The following is a 21,032-nucleotide window of genomic DNA, read 5'->3' as shown; positions in this document are numbered from 1 at the left end:
TATATAAAAATGAGTGCAAAAAAAGGCTTAAATCTTACGCTGAAAATTTGGAGACAAAAAAATAATAAAACAAAAGGTCAGTTCGAAAGCTACAAACTGTCCGATGTTTCCACGGATTCTTCATTCCTGGAAATGTTGGATATCCTAAACGAGCAGTTGATCAACAACGGACAAGATCCTGTTGCCTTCGATCACGATTGTCGCGAGGGAATCTGCGGAATGTGTTCACTTTACATCAATGGTAGAGCGCACGGACCAGATACAGGAATCACAACTTGCCAGTTGCATATGCGTCATTTCAAAGATGGCGAAACCATCCACATCGAACCTTGGAGAAGTGCTGCTTTTCCGGTAATTAAGGATTTGGTGGTTGACAGAAGTGCTTTTGACAGAGTAATGGCTGCAGGCGGATTCGTATCTGTGAATACTTCCGGAAACACTTTGGATGCCAACGCAATCCTAGTTCCAAAAGAAGACGCTGACAAAGCGATGGATGCTGCGGCGTGTATCGGGTGTGGAGCTTGTGTTGCTTCTTGTAAAAACGGTTCAGCAATGTTGTTCGTGGGTGCAAAAGTATCTCAGTTCGCATTGTTGCCACAAGGTCGCGTAGAAGCTACAAGAAGAGTTCTGAATATGGTAAAAGCAATGGACGAAGAAGGCTTCGGAAACTGTTCCAATACCGGCGCTTGTGAAGTAGAATGTCCGAAAGGAATCTCTCTAGAGAACATCGCAAGAATGAACAGAGAATATGCATCTGCAAACCTTAAAACTGCAAATCCATAATCTAGATTTTAGAAGTTAGATATTAGAATTTAGACTAATATTTCAAAATACAAATCCGGTTGAGTTTTTCAATCGGATTTTTTTGTGGATTATTATTTGGGCAGCTGTTTCCGTCTTCCGTTCCCAATCTTTTTGCCACCGCTTTTCCAGCCACAAAAAAGGATTTCCACTCAAGCCGGGCTGCGGGATTCTGCATAAAAACAATATTTGTCTATAAATACAAAGTTTGTCTTCAAAATTTGCTAAATCTGCGAGATTATTTTTTTTACAGATCAAAAACACTCGGCCTCTTCGTCACAATACAATCCTTTATCCAAAGCATAAACGCCAATCCAAGATAAAACAAAAAGAAAATCCCAGCCGTCGCAAACGTTGAATAAATAAAGAACACACGCAGTTTCGAAACCGGAATTCCGAGTTTGGTTCCATATCGTGTGAGCACGCCAAACCATTCTCTTTCCATTTTGTGGCGCATTCCGTTGATTACAATTGGCTCTTTCATTTTGGATTTATTACTTTAATCTTGGCTCTTCAACAACTGAAAACCGATACTGCAATTTAAGCATTTTTTTTGAGTGCAAAACGTTTTGTATTGGTAGAGAAAAGCCTGTGTCTTCAACGCATTTTCAAATTTCATACCCAAGTTTTTCCATTCATCAAGAACAGAATTCTTCTCCGGTTTCAGCTGTTTGTAGAATTCAAAAATATCATCCACGATTTCCGGGTTGTGATTCTTTTGATAAAAATATTTAATCGGCAGAATCGCATTGATGATAATCAAATCGATGAAATCTTTGCTTAATAATTTTTGACTTTCAACCGGCGAAATCTTCCCAAAATTAAAATGATTATCCCAATATTCCGAAGCTGAAATGTTCTCGAAAATTAAATACAAATCATCAATCGTTTTCGCCTCAATAATCTTCGAAAATAGATTCGGTTGAGAATGATAAAGATTCGCCAATTGTGAAAGGCGAATCGTAGGGAAATTTGGTGGACGAAGTTTTGAGAATTTCGGAGCGATTCTGACTTCCTTCAAATTAAATTTAATCTTCAGAAAATGAAATTCGCGTTTCCAGACTTTCATCATTTCATCTTTTGGCTCATCCAGAAAATTACAAATCCCGAATAATAAAGCTTCCAACTGCAGTTTATTCTGTTTGATTTTTTGAATGAGAGAAAAATCCAAACTTTCAGCTAATTGTAGGAAAATCTCCGCATTAACTTTCAATCCAAAAGTGTAAGCCAATTGTTGGAACAAAACAGCTTCGTAATTATTTTGATTTTTCTTTAAGGACAATTCCAAAGATTCCGATTTGAAATCCAATTTTTTGAGCAAAACTTCTTCTTCAAAAAACAATGGAATTTTATCCTTATCAAACAAATTTTCACAAGGAATAAATGAATGTTCTTCCCTCAAATTCTGATGTTTTTGAATTAAGGTTTCATCAATATAATCTCTGAGTTCCAAAGTCGGAATCTGCTGATTTTTCAGTTCGGGAATGTCGCAATCGTTGATGTAAACGGCGTGAAGAATCAGATTTCCAAACTCAGGATTTCCGGAATGGTTGTGGAAAAACCAATCGGATGCTTTGGTGTGAATCTCGATGTTTCCGGCGAAAATGATGTCGTCGATTTTAATCTTTGCAAACAAAAAATCCGGTCCCGAATTCTTATTCCATTCGCCAAAGTCTAAGATTTCGATATTCTTTCCATCGACGGAAACAAAATCGAAACGCCGGAATTTTTTGAAATTCCAGAGATATTGTAATATTTCTTCATTCATTTGTGTGTTTGATTTTCGTTAAACAAAAACCCCTTCAAAATACGAGACTTCGAAAGGGTTAAGTTATAAAAATTTTGGAAATTTCTAATTATTTTGACAGCGAAAAGCGGTAATAAAGTTTAACGCAAAGCCCGCAAAGATTTGTTTATAATTGCTGAAAATATTTTAAGATTCGCAAAGACGTAAAACTCATCAAAGAAGAGAGACAATTTCAAGACCTATTTGTCATTCCGTAGGAATCTCGACAGCGAAGTTTAGATTGACTGCATCGAACCACTTCGTTAGGTTTCCTACGGAATGACAAAATTTGGTTTTTAGGACTAATGTTGTTATATACCGAATATGCAGCCCGACTTGAGCGGAAATCCTTTTTTGCTTCTACTCAAGTTCTAATTAAACTGAAATCGTCTGCAAAAAAGATTGACTTCGTCGAACCACTTCGTTAGGTTTGGGAGCGGAAGGCGGAAAAGCTGCCCAAAACTTGCTTATTAAAGTCAAATTATCTTAATTCCCTGCGTCAATCAACTTTGCTTCTTCAAACTTCGCAATCGTCGTTTCGTACATCTCGATGTAGATTGGCAGGATATTTTTTAGGTCGAATTTCAGTGCTTGTGCTTTGGCGTTCTTTTTCATTTCGGCAAGAAGGTCTTCATTGCTCAAAAGTTTGATGCAGTAGTTGGACATCGCTTCCACATTGCCGATTTCTGCCAAGAAACCAGTTTCACCTTGAATATTGACTTCTGGGATTCCACCAGCATTACTGCTGATTACGGGCGTTTTTGCCGCCATTGCTTCCAGAGCCGCCAATCCGAAACTTTCCTGCTCGGAAGGTAAAAGAAACACGTCTGAAAGTTGTAGAATTCTATAAAGGTCGTTGACTTTTCCAAGCAATTTGATTTTACCAATCAGTTCTGGATTTTCTTCCAAGAATTGGTTGATTTTCTCCATTTCCGGACCTTCTCCAATGATGATGAGTTTGGATTGTACTTTTCTATTGACATTCTTGAAAATCTCCAAAACATCCTGAATCCTTTTGACAGGACGAAGATTGGAAACGTGAATCAGAATTTTTTCGTCATCCGTCGCAAATTGCTCACGTTGGCAAGTTGTGCAATCATCAAAAACAGAATTATCAATAAAATTGGTAATCACCTGGATTTCTTTCTGAATATTGAAAAATTGCAATGTGTCTTTTTTAAGACTTTCGGAAACCGAAGTTATCGTATCACTCTGATTTATAGAGAATTCGACAGCGTGTTTGTAACTTGGATGTTGACCAACCAAGGTAATATCTGTCCCGTGAAGTGTTGTCACCAAAGGCACATCTTTGTGTTCGGCCTTCAACATTTGCTTCGCCGTAAACGCTGCGTAAGCATAAGGAATCGCATAATGGGCGTGCAGAATATCCAATTTATATAGGTTGACAACGCGATAAATCATCGATGACAACGCGATATCGTAAGGCTGATATTGGAACAGCGGATAGGTCTGAACATTCACTTTATGGAAGAAAATGTTCGGATTGGTAACGTCCAAACGTGCCGGCAATGCAGAACTTATGAAATGAACTTCATAGCCTTTGTCGGCCAGACTCATTCCTAATTCAGTTGCCACAATTCCGCTTCCGCCGTAAGTTGGGTAACAAAGTATTCCTATTTTCATTTCTTTTTGTACAATGTATTATGTAAAAAGTAGCAAGACTTTTTATCTGATTTTATTCTAAAAATAACATTTCAAATTTACTCAATTACCGTCTTAGAATTTTTTGATTCTGAACTATTTTTTCTATCGGTTTGATTGGTTGGGATTTTTGCGTCAATATCCATTCCCATTCCGAATTTTAAGTTGTCATTTACTAAAACTGGCAATCTTCCCCAGATTTTTGTTTGACCTAAAAGTCCGTTTGCTGTGGCTTTCATTGCGTCGTCATTATTTTCATATGAAACTAGGACCGTGGAAACTTTAGAAATATCAATATCTTTCAAAGCATAAGGGCTTCCGAAAACATCCAGAATCACAGTTTGGTTTTTACTTAAATCTGAAAGAATTTTTTTGCTTGAATCTGAGATTTTATATGGTTTGTAAGCTGTGGAATTATCTTTATGGAAACCAACAATCACTTTTGAGTTGGCTGGAATTGAATTGATTTCCGAAGCTTTTTTCAAAATTACAGTTGTTCCAGTATTCAATTGATTGAGGAAAGTTTCGTAAGGCGCTTCTTCCAACGGAACGTAATAATAAGTTTCTTTGCAATCAAGTGGCAACAGTTTTTTGTCATCTTTAATTAATGTCAAAGCGTTGGAGTACATTTTCTGAACAATTTCGGAATGTGAAGCGTTGTTCAAATCTCCATTGATGTTTTCCGGATTGATATTAGAATATTTCTCAAGACCTAAAAAATATTTGGTCAACAGAATTTTCTTCACGCTCTCCTCTACTCTGCTTTGAGAAATTTCTTTATTATCAATAGCTTTCTGAATCAATCTTTTTCCGGTTGCAACATCTTGCGAAAACAACATAATATCATTTCCTGCTTTGAAAGCCAGCGCATCCAATTCCCCCGCTTTGAATTTGTTTGCCACCGCGCCCATATTAAGCGCATCCGTGATAATCAAACCTTTATAGCCGTATTTTTCTTTTAATAATCCAGTGATAATTTTTTTAGAAATGGAAGCTGGAATTCCCTTTTCGCTTTCAAGACTTGGAACGTACAGATGCGCAACCATCACGCCACCAATTCCTTTATCCATCAAGGCTTTGAAAGGCGCCAATTCGGTTTTTTCCAATCGTTCCATATTGTGGGAAACAACAGGCAAATCCAAATGAGAATCTTTGTCCGTATCGCCGTGACCAGGGAAATGTTTAATCGCTCCCAAAACTTTGTTGTCTTGCAAACCATTGGAATAAGCCAAAGCGGAATTCACAACATTATTGACATCAGAACCGAAACTTCTGTTCCCAATGATTGGATTGTTTGGATTTGTATTCACATCTACAACGGGTGCAAAATCCCAATTGATGCCCATTCGCTTGCAATCTTCAGCAATTTTGGACGCCATATCGTGAATCAGATTTTTATCTTGAATAGCTCCCAAAGTGATTGCCCACGGATATTTATGCGCTTTTGCAATCCTCTGGAAAACACCCCATTCTGCATCCATCCCAATCATCAACGGCACTTTTGACTTGGATTGGAATTCATTCACTAAATTAATTTCTCTCGCCGCATCGTCTTGCATTAAAATCAATCCACCAATTTTGTCATTCAAAACGATATTTCGGATTTGGTTGATGTGCGCTTCGTCCTTATTTGTATAAAGTGCAACGATAAAAAGCTGACCGAGCTTTTCTTCCTGTGAAAGCGCGTTGTAGGTTTTATCAACCCAATCGTTTGCTTTTTTGAGATCGGAACTGGAGAGATTTTTTGGCTGGTACTGAGGAAAATAAAATTGCGAAACAAAAGTTATTATTATAAGACTTAACCTTTTCATTTTTTTGATATCTAAATTTTAGAAAACTTTCCATAAAGATATTAAATCCGCTGAAAATGGCTATTTTTATGGTCTGTTATTTGTAATTAAAATCTTAACGTAAATAATTAAACTTATGAAAAAATTCCTTCCCCTCGTATTACTACTGATTTCCAGTATATTTATCTTCAGTTGTAAAGATGATAACGACGACATTGTTCAAGTTGAAGTTGACTATCCAACGGTTTATGACATCAATGTAAATTTAGTTCAAAACGCGCCAAACTATTTCGGTTATAATGTAGAGTTTAATCGTGCTTTACTAAATCAAGACCTTGTTTTGGTGTATCGAAAAAATAATCCTTCGCAAAGCAGTCCAGTTTGGGAACCACTTCCTAAAACTTATTTTTTTAACGAAGGAGAAATGGATTACACATTCAATTTTACAACGGCCGATGTGCAGATTGACTTAAATTCTGAGTTTGATCTTACTTTAAAACAAGATAATAATTTCAGAGCGACTTACCTTAATGGACAAACTTTCAGAATTGTCTTGGTTCCTGCGGTCTTTGGCGGAAAAAGTTCTGTTGATCCTAGAAAATTGAGCTACGAAGAAGTAATCAGATTGTACAATATTGATGATAGCAAAATCGGAAAATTGTAATTTGAAATTCCAAAATAAATCAAACCACATTCATTTGTGGTTTTTTTTGTTGTTAAATTTAATTTATACCAAACGAGTATGAATTGAATTTTTATTATTAAATTTGTTATACATTAATCAAAAAAATAAAAATATGTCTATAAAACTTGGCGACACTGCTCCGAATTTTGATGCAGAAAGCAGTCTGGGAAATATTAATTTTTACGAATATCTTGGCAATTCTTGGGGGATTCTTTTTTCCCATCCTGCAGATTACACGCCCGTTTGCACCACAGAATTAGGAAAAACATCGCAATTGAAACCGGAATTTGACAAGAGAAATACGAAAGTTCTGGCTCTAAGTGTTGATGGCATCGACAATCACAAAGGCTGGATATCGGATATCAACGAAACTCAGAATACGGAAGTGGAATTTCCAATCATTGCAGACCAAGACAAAAAAGTGTCAGAACTGTACGATTTCATCCATCCAAATGCGAGCGCAACATTGACAGTACGATCACTTTTGATCATCGATCCAAATAAAAAAGTAAGGCTCATCATTACTTATCCGGCTTCTACCGGAAGAAATTTTACTGAAATCCTGCGAGTTTTGGATTCTTTGCAATTGGTTGATGGCTATGGCGTTGCAACGCCAGTTGATTGGAAAGATGGTGAAGATGTGATTATTCCGCCGGCAGTTTCGCAGGAAGATGCTGAGAAAAAATTCACGAAAGGCGTGACTGTTGTGAAACCTTATTTGAGATATACACCTCAGCCGAATAAATAGCAAATGGTTTATCGCTAATGGCTTTTGGCTCTTTGCTTTAAATAAAAAATGGTCGGAATTGCTTCTGACCATTTTTGTTTTTTTTAAATTGAATTAATTCTAAAATTAATTGGCTTTGTAGATTTCTTTTGAAAATTCTCCGTTGGTTTTTGGAAGCTCGATGACGATATTTCCATTTTCGTAATAACCAATTGTAGATTCGCCTGAACTTAATTTAACTCGGAAAACATCGGCTTTTGTCGTTGATTTGAAAGTTGCAAACGGAACAGAACTATTTCCATCAACCAAAATAAATTGGGAATTATCGATTTGAATTTTTTGAAGATTCAATTTTCCATTTGTGAATTTTTGAGCAGATGTCGTTTCAATTTTCGCTTCTACTGTTTTGAATTCTTCTACAGGTTTTGTTTCTATAGTTTTTGTTCCTGCTAGCTTTTCCAAATTTGGATTCGAAACTGGAATCGAAACCAATGCATTTTTGACAGCATCTTGATATCCTGGCTCAAAATCTTTGATTGAACTATTTGCTTTTTGTGATAAAAGAACCTTATTATTACAATCTTTGAAATGCAAAATCACTCTGTTTTTGAACATATTGCTGTCATCAGAAAGATCTGCATTCAAAATCGCGCAAGGATTCTGAAGCGCTTCAGAAGGCCAATCGCTTTTTGTTTCGGGAAGAACTGTGTATTTTTTTGATTTCAATGATTTTTCTATCAATGTATTCAATCCAAAAGATTTTGTGCCTTTGAAGTCTGCAAACTCAGTTGGAATCACAATATATTTGTAATCGGAAACGGTTTGAGATTTTATTAATACAATTAAAAATATTGAAAATAGAAGTGATAGTTTTTTCATAAAAATTGATTTTAGTTTCTGAAACCTTGCATATCCAACTTCAAAGAAAAGAAATTAGAATAAAAATTAGAACCGCCAACTCCAGAATTTGTAATCGCATAATCCAAAGTTAAGCCTTTATATTTGATTCCAATTCCTGCACTTGGTTGAAAGGAAACTTTCCTTTTTAAATCCTCAATATCAGAAATGGTTTGAAATCTATTGAAACCTAATCTCACGAAAATCATATCTTGGAAAATCAATTCACCACCTGCGTAAGGCGTGATGCTGGCGAAATCTGTAGAAACCAAAGCGGCAGTTTTTGCAAAATCGACATTAAGACCAAATTCCGGTAAAAGTTTCAAATCTCTGTTGAACTCGTAAGTTCTGCTGACTCCAAAATTAAGTTTTGGCATCGTGATTTCCATCTTGTCCGTCGGAGCGGGATTGAATTCTTCTCCATTCACAACCGTTGATAATTCTTTCTGATTCACGGTCCAGAAGTTTACAGTCGTTGTCGCATCTCTTAGCATAACACCATAATTCCAATCGGTGTCTGTGCGATAAACTGCGCCAATATCGAACCCAAAACCGTAACCGCTGGCAAATTTACCAACATTTCTGTAAACCACTTTCGCAGTTGCTCCAACGTCTAATTTTTGATTACCATTTGGATGGAAAGCGTAAGAAAACAAAGCGGCATAATCTGATGTGGAGAAAGAACTGATTTTATCATAATCGACATTTCCCTCGGGATCAATCAATTGAGTGGTATTCAAAATATTATCGACGCCTAATCTTACGAGAGAAATCGCAAAAACACCATTCCCATAATCTAAAGGTTTCGCGTAAGAGATATAATCGTACTTGGCGATGGATTCGAAATATTCTGCGTGCATTGCGGCAACTTGCCAGTCATTTTCGATTTTCATCAAACCAGCTGGATTCCACATTGGGGAATAAACATCGTCCTGATTGGAAACCACTGCACCACCCATTGCGAGGCCTCTTGCACCTGCGCCAATATTCAAAAATTCATTGGAGTATTTTCTGATGATTTGTGCATCAGAAAATTGTGTGAAAATAATCAGTAAAAAAAATAAAAATCTTTTCATTAATAAGTGTTTACAGAGATTTCGAATCTGTAATTGCGTTTTCTTTTTTCCTTCTGGATTTGATGACACCATTGACTACAATTGATGCAATCATCACAAACGAAGCACCATAAAAAATCGGACTCATATGCTCTGTCGCTCCAAAGATAAAGAAAGCTAAAATAATCCCATAAACAGGTTCCAGATTTACGGTTAGGATCAATGTGAATGGGGAAATAAACTTCATCAGCTTCACACTTTCTAGCATTGGATAAGCCGTAAAGACAGAAGCCAGCAATACTATTAACGCAAGATCTGTGTAAGTTATTTCGCCAACTGATGAAATTTGTCCTGTAAAAAGAAAAAATAAACTGACAACCAGCCAACCACCAGCAATCTCGTAAAAAATAATATTCCCTGGACTGGTTTTTCCGAAAATTTTACCATTGAAAACTGAGAATATTGTTCCGAAAAGCGCACATAGAATTCCATAAATAATGCCTTCTTTATATTTCAGTTCCGCATTGAAAATCAGTGAAATACAAACAACAATGATGATTCCGATAATCAATTCTGCCCAATCGGGTTTTCGACGGAAAATTAATGGCTCTATCAAAGCTGCGAATAATGTAGACAATGAAAGACAAGACAAAGCAATAGAAACGTTGGAAACCTTGATGGATTGGAAGAAAAACAACCAGTGAAAAGCCATCACACTTCCAATTGCAACCAATTTGAATAATAATTTCCAGGAAACTTTGATACTTTCTTTTGTTACGAATCTTAGATAAACAAAAAGAAAAGCCGCTGCGAATAACATTCTGTAGAATACCAAGACATTGGCGTCCGCTAAAATCAGTTTTCCTAAAATTGCTGTAAACCCCCATAAAAACACAACAAAATGCAACTTCAGCAAGTAAGAATTCTTCATTGGAAACGATTGATTTTCTATGAGCGAAAATAAGATAAAATTTACAGACTTGATTTATAAAAATAACTTAAGGCCTAATTGCATTTTTCAGATAAAAAATCCGCATAATAAATTATGCGGATCTTCTAATAAGAACTTATTAAAAATAACATAAACTAACTAAAAATTTATATCTATCTCAATTACAAACGTAGAATTCATCGGATTATTGTATTGTTTTGAAATAAATTAATATCCCCAAAAAGTGTCTATTCTCCAAAATTTAATCCTTTGATAATTAATTAAAATTTTTAAATTATTTCAACTTTAAACACAACAATAATCGTTTATTTTAAATTAACTAATTCATTAAATAACTAATAATTATCTAGAATTCAAAATATGAATATTTTTTTTCACAATTAATACATATTGATTATTTTTGTAAAAACAAATAGTTATGAAAAAAATATTTTTACTCTTATTAGGAACCATCACTTTTGGTTTATTGAATTCCCAAACTTTCACAGGTGGATTTCCCGCTTTCAAACAACGAGGCGCATCTGCAGGCACGATTAAATATTACTGCATCGATAATGGTGGAGGTTGCAGCGGAAGAACCGTTTATGACGCAGCAGATCTTGGAACATCACTCTTAGGAAAACACTCACTCCGATTGATGGGTGGAGAAGCTAAAGTCTCTAGGTGCACATCCGAAACTATCTCTGCGGTAACAATGCATTACAGAGCTTTTAAAGTTGGAACTACACCTGGCGCATTCACAGCATTGAGCTATGCAAGAATCAGCGGCGCTGCTAACGGATGTGGAGGAGAAAATGAGACTTGGAGAAAAATAGAAAGCGGCGATGGAATTGCTATCTCTGCTGGTCCACCTAACAGCGTCGTAGAAACTGCAGGAACTTACACCATTGAAATATACTACGAAATGACTACAGGTTCCGGAACGGTACTTCTTAATAACAGCGGAAGTACCTACAAAGCTAATTTTACCATTGTAGATCACTCTACCTGGAATGGAAGTTCTTGGGACAATGGTGAACCTGGAAGCCAGACCAACGCCATTATAAACGGAAATCTTAACATTAACAGTGTCTTCGCTACAGACAATATGACTATTAATTCCGGTAATATCGTAACCATTGCAGAAGGATTTTCTTTAAAATCATATGGAAATGTTGTAAACAATGGCACTTTGGTAGTAGAAAACAACGCTACCTTTTTACAGGAATTAGGAGATATTTACTCGGGATCCGGCAATGCCATTGTTCACAGAAGAGCAAATCTTAAAAGGATGGATTACAACTACTGGAGTTCACCTGTTTCTGGGCAAAATCTTTTTAATTTCTCGGTAGGCACGCCAACCAATCGCTTCTATCGTTATAATGAAGTAAACGACCTACTTGAAGCGACAGGACTTGATGCTAGTTCTACTTTCCAAGCTGGAATTGGTTATGCAATCCGAGGTAAAAACAGTTACGCAGTCGCGACACCAACTAATGAGAATTTCACTTTCACAGGCGTTCCAAATTCAGGATTGATAAGTATCAATCTAAAAAGAAGTGCTGGTGCAGACAAGGGCTATAATCTTGTAGGAAATCCTTACCCATCTAATATTAATTTCAGCAGTTTATTCAATTACAGCAATAACAGAAATTCTATTTATAACAAACAATGGTTTTGGACAAATCTGAATGAAGTAAAATCGCAACAAGGATCGAGCTATGCAGGGAATAATTACGCAACATATGTTGCTGGCGTTGGCGGCGTAGGTCCAACTTACATCTCAACAAGCATAGAAGTGGTGTCATTAAGACCTTTAGCTTTTACCAAAGTTGGACAAGGCTTTATTGTGCAAGCTAAATATGATAATGCTCCATTGCTTTTCAATAATAATATCCGATCTTCCAATACATCAGACTCTATATTTTTTAATAAGAATCAATCGAACAAATCTGAAGAAGAAGAAGAAGAAGAAGAGCCAGAAACTTTGAATAGATATTGGCTGAAATTAGTATCACCTCAAAATGTAGGTAATACAATCTTAGTTGCCTACAACGACAACGCAACCAATGATTATGATCCAGATTACGACGCAGACCTTCTAAGTGTTGGAAATGATTCTTTTTTCTCAAACGTTGGTGCTCACAGACTGCAAATACAAGCTAGAGCAAATCCTTTTGAGACCAATGACATTGTTGATCTTGGAATTAAAAGCTCAACAGCTGGAAACCATGTGATAGCAATTGACGGAAAAGACGGTATTTTCTCACAAGATGCTAGCCAAGCTATTTATTTACAAGATAATTTTAACGGGAATATTCACAATTTGCAAGATGGGCATTATACATTCTTCACAGATGCCATTGAAGACAATAGCCGTTTCAAAATTATCTATCAAAACTCTGTTTTAGGAACGGATAACATTACAAAGTATCAACTCATCATTGCAAAAAATAGTTTAGGATTGGTAATTAGAGATTCTCAAAACATTAATAAAGTTGAGATTTATGATGCTGCTGGAAAACTTGTTTTGTCAAAAGATTACAACGCTGCGAATGTTAATATCAACACAACTTCATTTGCTAAAGGATTTTACATTGTGAAAGTGATTCAAAAAACTGGAATCAAAACTAAAAAAGTTATCCTTTAAAAATTAATGTTTTTGAAAAAATCCATCTTGCTTCTGTAGGATGGATTTTTCATCATAAAAAAAGCACATCATTGATCTGCATCATTTAACTGTAATCATTTTTCTAAAAAAAGTTTATCTTAGACGCCAAAGAAAAAAATAATGGATTTAGAATTCAATAAACGAGAGGACATCAATAAACTGAAACTTTCTGAGATCAAAAAAACCTTAACAAAAATCAAATTGGGAGGCGGTGAAAAAGCGCTTCAAAAACAACGAGATCAAGGAAAAATGACCGCCAGAGAAAGATTGGATTATCTTTTCGATAAAAATTCGGAATCTATTGAAGTTGGCGCATTTGCAGGCTATGAGATGTATGAAAAAGAAGGTGGTTGTCCTGCTGGTGGCGTGATTGTGAAAATAGGATATGTCTCCGGAAAGCAATGCATCGTTGTAGCAAATGACGCTACTGTAAAGGCTGGAGCTTGGTTTCCTATCACAGGGAAGAAGAATTTGAGAGCGCAGGAAATTGCTATGGAAAATCGTTTGCCAATCATTTATTTGGTAGATTCTGCTGGCGTTTACCTGCCAATGCAAGATGAGATTTTCCCAGACAAAGAAATGTTTGGAAGAATTTTCCGAAACAATGCGAAGATGAGTTCGTCCGGCATTATCCAAATTTCTGCAATTATGGGGAGTTGCGTGGCAGGAGGAGCTTACCTTCCAATTATGAGTGACGAAGCCATGATTGTAGATAAAACAGGAAGTATTTTTCTAGCCGGAAGTTATCTTGTAAAGGCAGCAATTGGCGAATCTATCGACAATGAAGCTTTGGGCGGCGCAACAATGCACAGCTCTATCTCCGGCGTCGTAGATTACAAAGCTAAAGATGACAAAGACGCTTTGGATAGAATCAAAAATATTATGAAGTCCATTGGTGATTATGAAAAAGCTGGATTTGACAGGATAGAAAGTTTTCCTCCAAAAGAGAATCCAGACAACATTTTTGGAATCATGCCAGCCGTAAGATCCGAGCAATATGACACTTTCGAAATCATCAAATGTCTGGTTGACAATTCTGAATATGAGGAATATAAGCCAGATTACGGAAAAAGCATCATCTGCTGTACTGCTCGAGTTGACGGTTGGAGCGTGGGAATTGTTGCCAATCAAAGAAAATTAGTCAAAAGCGGAAAAGGCGAAATGCAGTTCGGAGGCGTTATATATTCAGATTCTGCGGATAAAGCAACGAGATTTATCGCCAATTGTAATCAGAGAAAAATCCCCTTGGTTTTCCTTCAGGATGTGACCGGATTTATGGTTGGATCCAAGTCAGAGCAAGGTGGAATCATCAAAGATGGTGCAAAGATGGTGAATGCAGTTTCCAACTCAGTTGTTCCGAAATTCACCATCATCACAGGAAATTCTTATGGCGCAGGAAACTATGCTATGTGCGGAAAAGCTTACGACCCAAGATTGATCGTTGCGTGGCCGTGGGCAGAATTAGCTGTTATGGGCGGATCTCAAGCCGGAAATGTCTTGCTCCAAATCCAGGAATCATCGCTCAAAAAACAAGGAAAAGAAATTTCTGAAGAGGAAAGAAAAGAAATTCTGGATAAAATCCTAAAAGATTACAACAGACAGCTCCAACCGACTTACGCTGCGGCAAGACTTTGGACAGACGCAATCATCAACCCTCTAGATACAAGAAAATGGATAAGCATGGGAATAGAAGCAGCAAATCATTCCCCAATTACAGAAAAATTTAACCTCGGAGTTATTCAGGTATAAATTTTGCTATGATGAATTAGGAAAGTAAAAACACAAAACGATGAAAAATTTATTATTACTGGCTGCCGGTTTTCTGGCTAGCTCAACTTATGCGCAATGTACTATTGCGGGAAATGACAACATCAAACCCAATGAAACAACATCCCTAACTGTGGATGCAAAAGCACAGTGTGATGAGTGCTACTCGTGGAAATCTTCTGATCTTAACATTAAAATTGATGGCAAAACGAAAACCAACAAAATAGATGTTTCAAGTTCACAGATTGGAAAAAGCACCATATCCGTTTCTGTTTTTACAAATCAAGGTTTGCAACAATGTGAAAAGATTATAAATGTTGCTGTCCCAGCTCTAGTCGCCGCAACTCCTGCGGTGAAAGAATCAAAGCAAAATATTATAGAAAATAGCTGTGGAATCCCAGTTGATGATTTCAAAGACGTGAAAGTGAGTGAATCTATCATTTCCTTTTTTCCCAACGGAAATCCTACAAGTTACACATACAAATGGTCAGTCAGTTACGCAAACGGAGAAGTACAAGAATCTTCTGAAAAAATTCCTCAGTTTTTCTATTCCGACGTTAATTACATCACATTAGTCAAATTGAAAATCACTAAAAATAACCCTATTTGTTCTGTAACGATTTCGAAAAAATTTGATGAAAATTTCTGGAAAGCGAAAAAATATAGTAATCTTCAGCAAAAAGTATATTCGCCGATTAGTTACAGCGAATATGTAAAACCGGCAGAAGAAGCAAATTCTTCTAAGTAATTTTAGACTTACATAAAAAACTTCCTAATTGGAAGTTTTTTATGCCTAATATTTATATTATTAATCTCATTTAGTTTTCCATTACTTTTCCGATAATTTTTTTTCTGTGTTCAACGCCCCAATCTGCAAGATGTTCAATGATTTTTTTCAGTGTTCGTCCGTAATCTGTCAATTCATATTCTACACTGATAGGTTGCGTATTGAGAACAGTTCTACTCACCAATTGATTGATTTCTAAATCTTTCAATTCGCTACTGAGCATTTTTGCAGAAACGCCTGCAATCTCTTTTTGCAAATCAGAAAAACGCATTTTGTTATAACACAGCGCTGCAATGATCTGGACTTTCCAACGACCTTTCAAAATATCCATGGTATCCTGAACCGCAAGAAGATTGGTTTTACAACATTTAATTTTCATACCGTCTGTATTTTTCATCATAAATAAAGATTATAATTTCATTCTATCAATTTATTAACTCATTAATTATCAAATAGGTTACTTTTTAGTAACAGTAACATTTTGTAACTTAATTACAAATATAAACTTTTCTTCTTTACCTTTGTACTCTCAATTAAAAAATTATTGAAAATGAGCTTATTAGAAGACTTAAACTGGCGTTATGCAACAAAGAAAATGAACGGAGAAATCGTTCCTCAAGATAAAGTAGATTACATTTTGGAAGTCGCAAGATTGGCGCCTTCTTCCTCAGGATTACAACCTTACAGGATTTTCGTAATCACAAACAGAGAATTATTAGAAAAAATAAAACCAATCTCTTGGGATCAAGCTCAGATTACGGATGGTTCTCACCTTTTGGTTTGGGCAGCTTGGGACGGCTATTCTCACAACAGTATTTCTGAAGTTTTCGAAAAAACGACTGCAGAAAGAGGAATTCCAACCGAAGCGATGGACGACTACAAAGCCAGACTTTGGGGAATGTACGAACCACTTGGAAGTGAATGGCACGCAACTCACGCAGCAAAACAAGCTTACATTTCTTTTGCATTGGCAATTGCCGCGGCCGCTGAACAAAAAGTAGATGCGACACCAATGGAAGGTTTTGATATGAATGCGCTTGACGAACTTTTAGGCTTGAGAGAAAAAGGTCTCAAAAGCGTTGTGATTCTGCCTTTAGGTTACAGAGACACAAGCGGAGACTGGCTGGTAAATCTGAAAAAATACAGAACGCCAAACGAAGAATTCATCACAGAATTAAAATAAATAGAAAAAAGCGTCCCGAAAATATCGGGACGCTTTTTTTAACATTTAAAGTTCGTAGAATTTAGTCGGAAGTCATTCACTTATAGATAAAAACTGTATTTTTGCAAAAAAAAATTAATGCGTACAACTCTATCATTTTCATTACTCTTCGCAGGATTATTTTGTAACGCTCAGTTAGAAGTGAAAGTCCTCGATATCATTGCAAATCAGGTCATTTATGACTCAAATGCGAAAAAAATCTACGCCAGCATTCCAAGCGCAAATGGCGCAAACGGAAACAGCATCGGCGTCATAGATCCAGTAAGCCAAACTCTTGAAAATACTTATTTCATTGGCAGCGAACCAAATGTACTAGCTATTTCTGATAACAATCAATATCTATATGTTGGTTTTGAAAGCGCCTCTCTGGTAAGAAGATGGGACATAGCCAGCAAATCTGTCAACTTACAATTCTCATTAGGTGCTGATCCTTCGCTTGGAGCTTTGTTTGTAGAAGACATGGAGGTGATGCCAGGAAACCCTAATACAATTGCTATCTCTAGAAGGAATGTGGGTTTCTCTCCAAAACACGAAGGCGTTGCAATCTATGACAACGATGTAAGAAGACCTACTACCACCCAAGATCACACCGGAAGCAACAGAATCGAATTCGCAAGCAACAATCTACTTTGGGGATATAATAACGAAACTACTGAATTTGGCTTGAGAAAAGTCAACATTACCTCTTCAGGAGCAACACAAGGCACCGTTTATCCCAATCTCTTTTCCAACTTCAGTATTGATTTTATAAGAGAAGGTAATTTTTTGTATTCTACAGACGGAAAAGTAGTTGACATCTCAGCTGGAACGCCATTCTTGCTGGGTCAATTTACAAATACAACAGGCGCAAATACTTTTGACACAGCTACTCAATCTGTAGCCTATGCAAGTTCTGAATATTCTTCCGGGAATATCACTTTCAAGAGATTCAATCCAAATACTTTCTTGCTGAAAGACAGTACACCAATTCCAAACGTTCAAGGAACTACAAAATCGATGACTTCTTGTGGCGCTGGTTGCTATGCTTTCACAACATACTCCTACAACTACGGCACCAACGTCACAACAGGCAAAATCGTGATTGTAAAAGATAAATCATTGGCTGTAGAGAATCTTTTGAAGGCAAACAAGATCACTGTTTATCCTAATCCTGTTTCCAATTATTTGAAGATTGATACAGATAAAAAATTCACGGAAATTAAGCTTTCAGATTATACTGGTAAGATAATTAAAACGTTAGATGCAAAAGAAAGAGAATTTGATATTTCAAATATCGCACGCGGAAATTATTTGTTGATAATGACCGATATCAATGGTGCTAAAACAACAGAGAAAATCATTAAAAAATAGGTTTTCTTTATTAACGAAAAAAGGCTTTTCAGATTGAAAAGCCCTTTTTTTATGTTTAGAATTTAGATTCCTCTACTTGAAATTGATTGATTGGAATTTCAAATCATCTGCTATTTTAATATCCCAAAAGCTTCAGAACATCTTCCGCTCTTTGCTCTTCTCGGAACAATTCATAAGTAAAGTTTCCATCTTCGTCCTTATCAATCAAAATATGTTTTGGCTGAGGCATCAAACAGTGGTGAACACCGCCGTAACCGCCAATCGTTTCCTGATAAGCGCCCGTGTGGAAAAATCCGATGTACAAAGATTTTGTCTCATTGAAAACCGGAAGATAAATTGCATTCGTATGCTGTTCGGAATTGTAATAATCATCTGAATCACAAGTCAATCCACCAAGAAAAACCCTTTCGTAGGAATCTTCCCAACGATTCAATGGCAACATAATGAAGTGACGGGAAATCGCCCAAGTGTCAGGCAAAGTCGTCATAAATGATGAGTCAATCATATTCCATTTTTCTCTGTCGTTTTGACGTTTCTGAGAAATGATTTTATACAAATGTCCACCACTTTCTCCAACCGTAAAACTTCCGAATTCGGTGTAGATATTTGGTTCTTCAACACCTTCTTCCTCACAGAATTTTTTAATTTGAGAAACAATTTCGTTGACCATATATTGATAGTCATAATCGAAATTAAGTGAAGTTTTGATTGGAAAACCACCACCAATATTAAGAGAATCAACTTCCGGCGCAATTTTTTTCAATCTTGCATAGACGCGGAGACATTTGTACAATTCGTTCCAATAGTACGCCGTATCTTTGATTCCTGTGTTGATGAAAAAGTGAAGCATTTTCAACCTTGCATTCGGATGTTCAGCGATTTTCTGACTGTAATATGGGATGATATCTTTGTATCCTATTCCTAATCTTGAGGTGTAAAATTCGAACTTCGGTTCTTCCTCCGCTGCGATTCTGATTCCGATGTTAAAAGTTCTGTCGATGCTTTCTGTCAGCTTATCCAGTTCTCTATAATTATCAAGAATCGGTGTGATATTTTCGAAACCGCTATTAATCAAATCAGAAATTTTCACCAAATAATCGTCGGTTTTAAAACCATTGCAAATTACTTCGATATCTTTCGTCACTTTTCCTTTGTCATAAAGGGATTTCACGATGTCCATATCGTAAGCGGAAGATGTTTCCAGACTGATGTCATTTTTCAACGCTTCTTCTACTACAAAAGCAAAATGGCTGGACTTCGTGCAGTAGCAATATCTGTAAGTTTTTTGGTAATCGTTCTTTTCAAAAGCTTCCTTGAACCAGAATTTTGCCCTTTCAATATTCTGAGAAATTTTTGGTAAATAATTGAACTTCAAAGGAGTTCCGAATTTTTCCACAACTTCCATCAGGTTGATGTCGTGAAATTTCAGACTATTCTCTTCTACATTGAATTCTTCTGTAGGAAAATAGAGCGTTTGGTCAATTAGTTCAGAATATTTTATTTTCATTTCTGGCTAAAAAAATTTAATTGTTTTACGGTACAAAAATGATTAAAAAAACTGAATATATACGTTAATAATTCTATAAAAATTAATGAATTAATTCCCGACAAAAATCAGCAAATCGCCTTTTTTATATTTAATCACAACCTCTTTATTTTCAGCAATATTTCGAGTTCCGATTCTTTCTCCGAGAATCAAATCTTCTTTGTACAAAGGCCATTTCAATCCTTTGGTTTCGATGTTTTTGGCAATTGGAAAAGGCATTAAGGAAATCATTTTTCCTTTGACATCAGAAATTGTGAATTTTTTCGGGATAAAGTAATATGACGAATAATCATCAAAAAACTGAAGATTTGCTTTATCTTTAAAAGCAAAAGCGACACTCAAGTTCCCAAGAAAATGGTCTTGCTCACCTCCACTTGCGCCGTAAACATCAATGTTTTCAAAACCTTTCTCAAGAATAATTTCTATTGCTTTATGAAAATCGGTTTTGTTCTGGTCAGGCGTCTCTATGATTTCAAAATCGTACTGTCTGTCATCCTGAGCGGAGTCGAAGGACTCTGTGTAAGAATCAAAATCGCCGGAAATAAAATCCAATTTATCTAATGGAAAATTCAAATCTTTCAAATAATGAAAAGCACCATCTGTACAAGCAATTAACTCATAATCTGACAGATTTGGAAATTCTTTTGGTGGTTCGCCGTTGATGAATAAAAGTGCTTTTTTCAATTGCTTACTAGTCTATAAAATTCAAAATATTGTTGCCAATTCTTATTTGAATAAAAATACAAGTATCCCACAGTATGACAACAATCTCTGAAAGAAATTATTGCAAATTTTTTGTCTACAGAAAAAATAGGTGTTGATATTGAATAAAAATCTTGGTCTTCTTTTTTAATATTACCCTCTTGCTTTTTTAATTCTATATGACATTCCTTTCTTTTCTTTTCTTCATTCCATTTAGGATTGACTCTCACAAAAATCTGATTATATTTTTTATTACTGATGATACTATCAAATTTCTTTTGACTCATTTTCTTATCAACTAAAATATATTCATAAAATGAACTTTTAAATTTTGGAATTTTATCATCGGAATAAACTTTTGCTTTGTTAAGATTAAATTCGTTCCAATTTATTTTAGATTTTGAGATTATAAAATCTTGTTTTTTAAATGAAATTTCTTTTTCAAGTCCATAACTTTCAATTGCTTCATTTAAATTATCAACGTCAAAATTAATACTGAAACTTTCATCTAACAAATTATAATATTCAAAATCTTTAGAAACAAAATCCTTTGTGAAAGAGTTGACAAGACTTTCTGTGTCAGCTTTCTGAGAAAAAATAAAATTTGAACAAAGTAAAATAATTAACAGAAAAAATTTCTTCATTGATAGACT

At 35.8% G+C, this 21,032-nt stretch carries 20 protein-coding genes; 8 read left to right on the top strand and 12 right to left on the bottom strand.

Annotation, left to right across the window (positions count from 1 at the left end; all coding sequences use genetic code 11):
- Positions 1-9: 9 nt before the first annotated feature.
- Entirely contained in the window at positions 10-783 is a 774-nt protein-coding gene (locus B0I22_RS12760) for a succinate dehydrogenase/fumarate reductase iron-sulfur subunit (RefSeq protein ID WP_133945466.1), read from the top strand.
- Positions 784-817: 34 nt separating this feature from the next.
- Here the strand turns inward: B0I22_RS12760 and B0I22_RS16160 are convergent, their stop codons facing one another.
- The 5 genes from B0I22_RS16160 to B0I22_RS12740 all read right to left on the bottom strand — a co-directional run bounded on the left by B0I22_RS16160 (position 818) and on the right by B0I22_RS12740 (position 6,060).
- Positions 818-979, bottom strand: coding sequence for a hypothetical protein (locus B0I22_RS16160; RefSeq protein WP_166668236.1), 162 nt, complete (start codon positions 977-979; stop codon positions 818-820).
- A 69-nt stretch (positions 980-1,048) separates the two neighbouring features.
- On the bottom strand, positions 1,049-1,285 hold the full coding sequence (locus B0I22_RS12755) for a hypothetical protein (RefSeq protein ID WP_034969986.1): 237 nt from the start codon (positions 1,283-1,285) through the stop codon (positions 1,049-1,051).
- Between the two features lie 15 nt (positions 1,286-1,300).
- Positions 1,301-2,569 carry a DUF2851 family protein gene (locus B0I22_RS12750; RefSeq protein ID WP_133945464.1) on the bottom strand — a complete coding sequence of 423 codons (1,269 nt, stop codon included), beginning with the start codon at positions 2,567-2,569 and terminating at the stop codon, positions 1,301-1,303.
- A gap of 504 nt (positions 2,570-3,073) precedes the next feature.
- A complete protein-coding gene (gene bshA / locus B0I22_RS12745; protein ID WP_133945463.1) occupies positions 3,074-4,231 on the bottom strand; it encodes an N-acetyl-alpha-D-glucosaminyl L-malate synthase BshA in 1,158 nt (385 codons plus the stop codon).
- 77 nt (positions 4,232-4,308) lie between these two features.
- Entirely contained in the window at positions 4,309-6,060 is a 1,752-nt protein-coding gene (locus B0I22_RS12740) for a glycoside hydrolase family 3 protein (protein ID WP_133945461.1), read from the bottom strand.
- A 115-nt stretch (positions 6,061-6,175) separates the two neighbouring features.
- On the opposite strand from B0I22_RS12740, the gene B0I22_RS12735 reads away from it, so the two are divergent.
- Together B0I22_RS12735 and B0I22_RS12730 are read left to right on the top strand one after the other, a co-directional pair.
- Complete coding sequence (locus tag B0I22_RS12735; protein ID WP_133945459.1) at positions 6,176-6,703, top strand: hypothetical protein; 528 nt, start codon at positions 6,176-6,178, stop codon at positions 6,701-6,703.
- Positions 6,704-6,836: 133 nt separating this feature from the next.
- Entirely contained in the window at positions 6,837-7,472 is a 636-nt protein-coding gene (locus B0I22_RS12730; RefSeq protein WP_133945457.1) for a peroxiredoxin, read from the top strand.
- A gap of 105 nt (positions 7,473-7,577) precedes the next feature.
- On the opposite strand, the gene B0I22_RS12725 is transcribed toward B0I22_RS12730, so the two are convergent.
- From B0I22_RS12725 to B0I22_RS12715, 3 genes are read right to left on the bottom strand one after another with little or no spacing between them, the layout of a single operon-like run.
- Positions 7,578-8,330: a hypothetical protein gene (locus B0I22_RS12725; RefSeq protein ID WP_133945456.1), complete on the bottom strand. Its 753-nt coding sequence runs from the start codon at positions 8,328-8,330 to the stop codon at positions 7,578-7,580.
- 11 nt (positions 8,331-8,341) lie between these two features.
- Positions 8,342-9,424, bottom strand: coding sequence for a putative type IX sorting system protein PorV2 (locus tag B0I22_RS12720; RefSeq protein WP_133945454.1), 1,083 nt, complete (start codon positions 9,422-9,424; stop codon positions 8,342-8,344).
- 10 nt (positions 9,425-9,434) lie between these two features.
- On the bottom strand, positions 9,435-10,334 hold the full coding sequence (locus B0I22_RS12715) for a DMT family transporter (RefSeq protein WP_133945452.1): 900 nt from the start codon (positions 10,332-10,334) through the stop codon (positions 9,435-9,437).
- Positions 10,335-10,773: 439 nt separating this feature from the next.
- Between B0I22_RS12715 and B0I22_RS12710 the strand changes: the two genes are divergently transcribed.
- From B0I22_RS12710 to B0I22_RS12700, 3 genes are all read left to right on the top strand, one after another.
- Positions 10,774-12,984 carry a T9SS type A sorting domain-containing protein gene (locus tag B0I22_RS12710; protein WP_133945450.1) on the top strand — a complete coding sequence of 737 codons (2,211 nt, stop codon included), beginning with the start codon at positions 10,774-10,776 and terminating at the stop codon, positions 12,982-12,984.
- Positions 12,985-13,125: 141 nt separating this feature from the next.
- Entirely contained in the window at positions 13,126-14,754 is a 1,629-nt protein-coding gene (locus B0I22_RS12705; RefSeq protein ID WP_133945448.1) for an acyl-CoA carboxylase subunit beta, read from the top strand.
- A 40-nt stretch (positions 14,755-14,794) separates the two neighbouring features.
- Positions 14,795-15,520, top strand: a complete 726-nt coding sequence (locus B0I22_RS12700) for a hypothetical protein (protein WP_133945446.1) — start codon at positions 14,795-14,797, stop codon at positions 15,518-15,520.
- Between the two features lie 70 nt (positions 15,521-15,590).
- Here the strand turns inward: B0I22_RS12700 and B0I22_RS12695 are convergent, their stop codons facing one another.
- The gene (locus B0I22_RS12695; RefSeq protein WP_246022233.1) at positions 15,591-15,959 is read right to left on the bottom strand and encodes a winged helix-turn-helix transcriptional regulator; all 369 of its coding nucleotides are present in this window, start codon (positions 15,957-15,959) and stop codon (positions 15,591-15,593) included.
- A gap of 150 nt (positions 15,960-16,109) precedes the next feature.
- Here B0I22_RS12695 and B0I22_RS12690 point away from each other — a divergent pair, with 150 nt between their 5' ends.
- Entirely contained in the window at positions 16,110-16,742 is a 633-nt protein-coding gene (locus B0I22_RS12690) for a nitroreductase family protein (protein ID WP_133945443.1), read from the top strand.
- 117 nt (positions 16,743-16,859) lie between these two features.
- On the top strand, positions 16,860-18,131 hold the full coding sequence (locus B0I22_RS12685) for a T9SS type A sorting domain-containing protein (RefSeq protein WP_133945441.1): 1,272 nt from the start codon (positions 16,860-16,862) through the stop codon (positions 18,129-18,131).
- Positions 18,132-18,246: 115 nt separating this feature from the next.
- Here B0I22_RS12685 and B0I22_RS12680 read toward each other — a convergent pair whose 3' ends face one another.
- The 3 genes from B0I22_RS12680 to B0I22_RS12670 all read right to left on the bottom strand — a co-directional run bounded on the left by B0I22_RS12680 (position 18,247) and on the right by B0I22_RS12670 (position 21,023).
- Entirely contained in the window at positions 18,247-19,638 is a 1,392-nt protein-coding gene (locus B0I22_RS12680) for a type III PLP-dependent enzyme domain-containing protein (protein WP_133945439.1), read from the bottom strand.
- 90 nt (positions 19,639-19,728) lie between these two features.
- Positions 19,729-20,361: a thiamine diphosphokinase gene (locus B0I22_RS12675; RefSeq protein WP_133945437.1), complete on the bottom strand. Its 633-nt coding sequence runs from the start codon at positions 20,359-20,361 to the stop codon at positions 19,729-19,731.
- Positions 20,358-21,023: a hypothetical protein gene (locus B0I22_RS12670; RefSeq protein ID WP_133945435.1), complete on the bottom strand. Its 666-nt coding sequence runs from the start codon at positions 21,021-21,023 to the stop codon at positions 20,358-20,360. Before B0I22_RS12670 ends, B0I22_RS12675 begins: the two co-directional genes overlap by 4 nt.
- Positions 21,024-21,032 lie beyond the last annotated feature (9 nt).

This window comes from Epilithonimonas xixisoli (genome assembly GCF_004365655.1).
GTDB lineage: Bacteria > Bacteroidota > Bacteroidia > Flavobacteriales > Weeksellaceae > Epilithonimonas > Epilithonimonas xixisoli.
The sequence above is the reverse complement of the archived record's forward strand: the minus strand, read 5'-3'. Positions and strand labels throughout refer to the sequence as shown.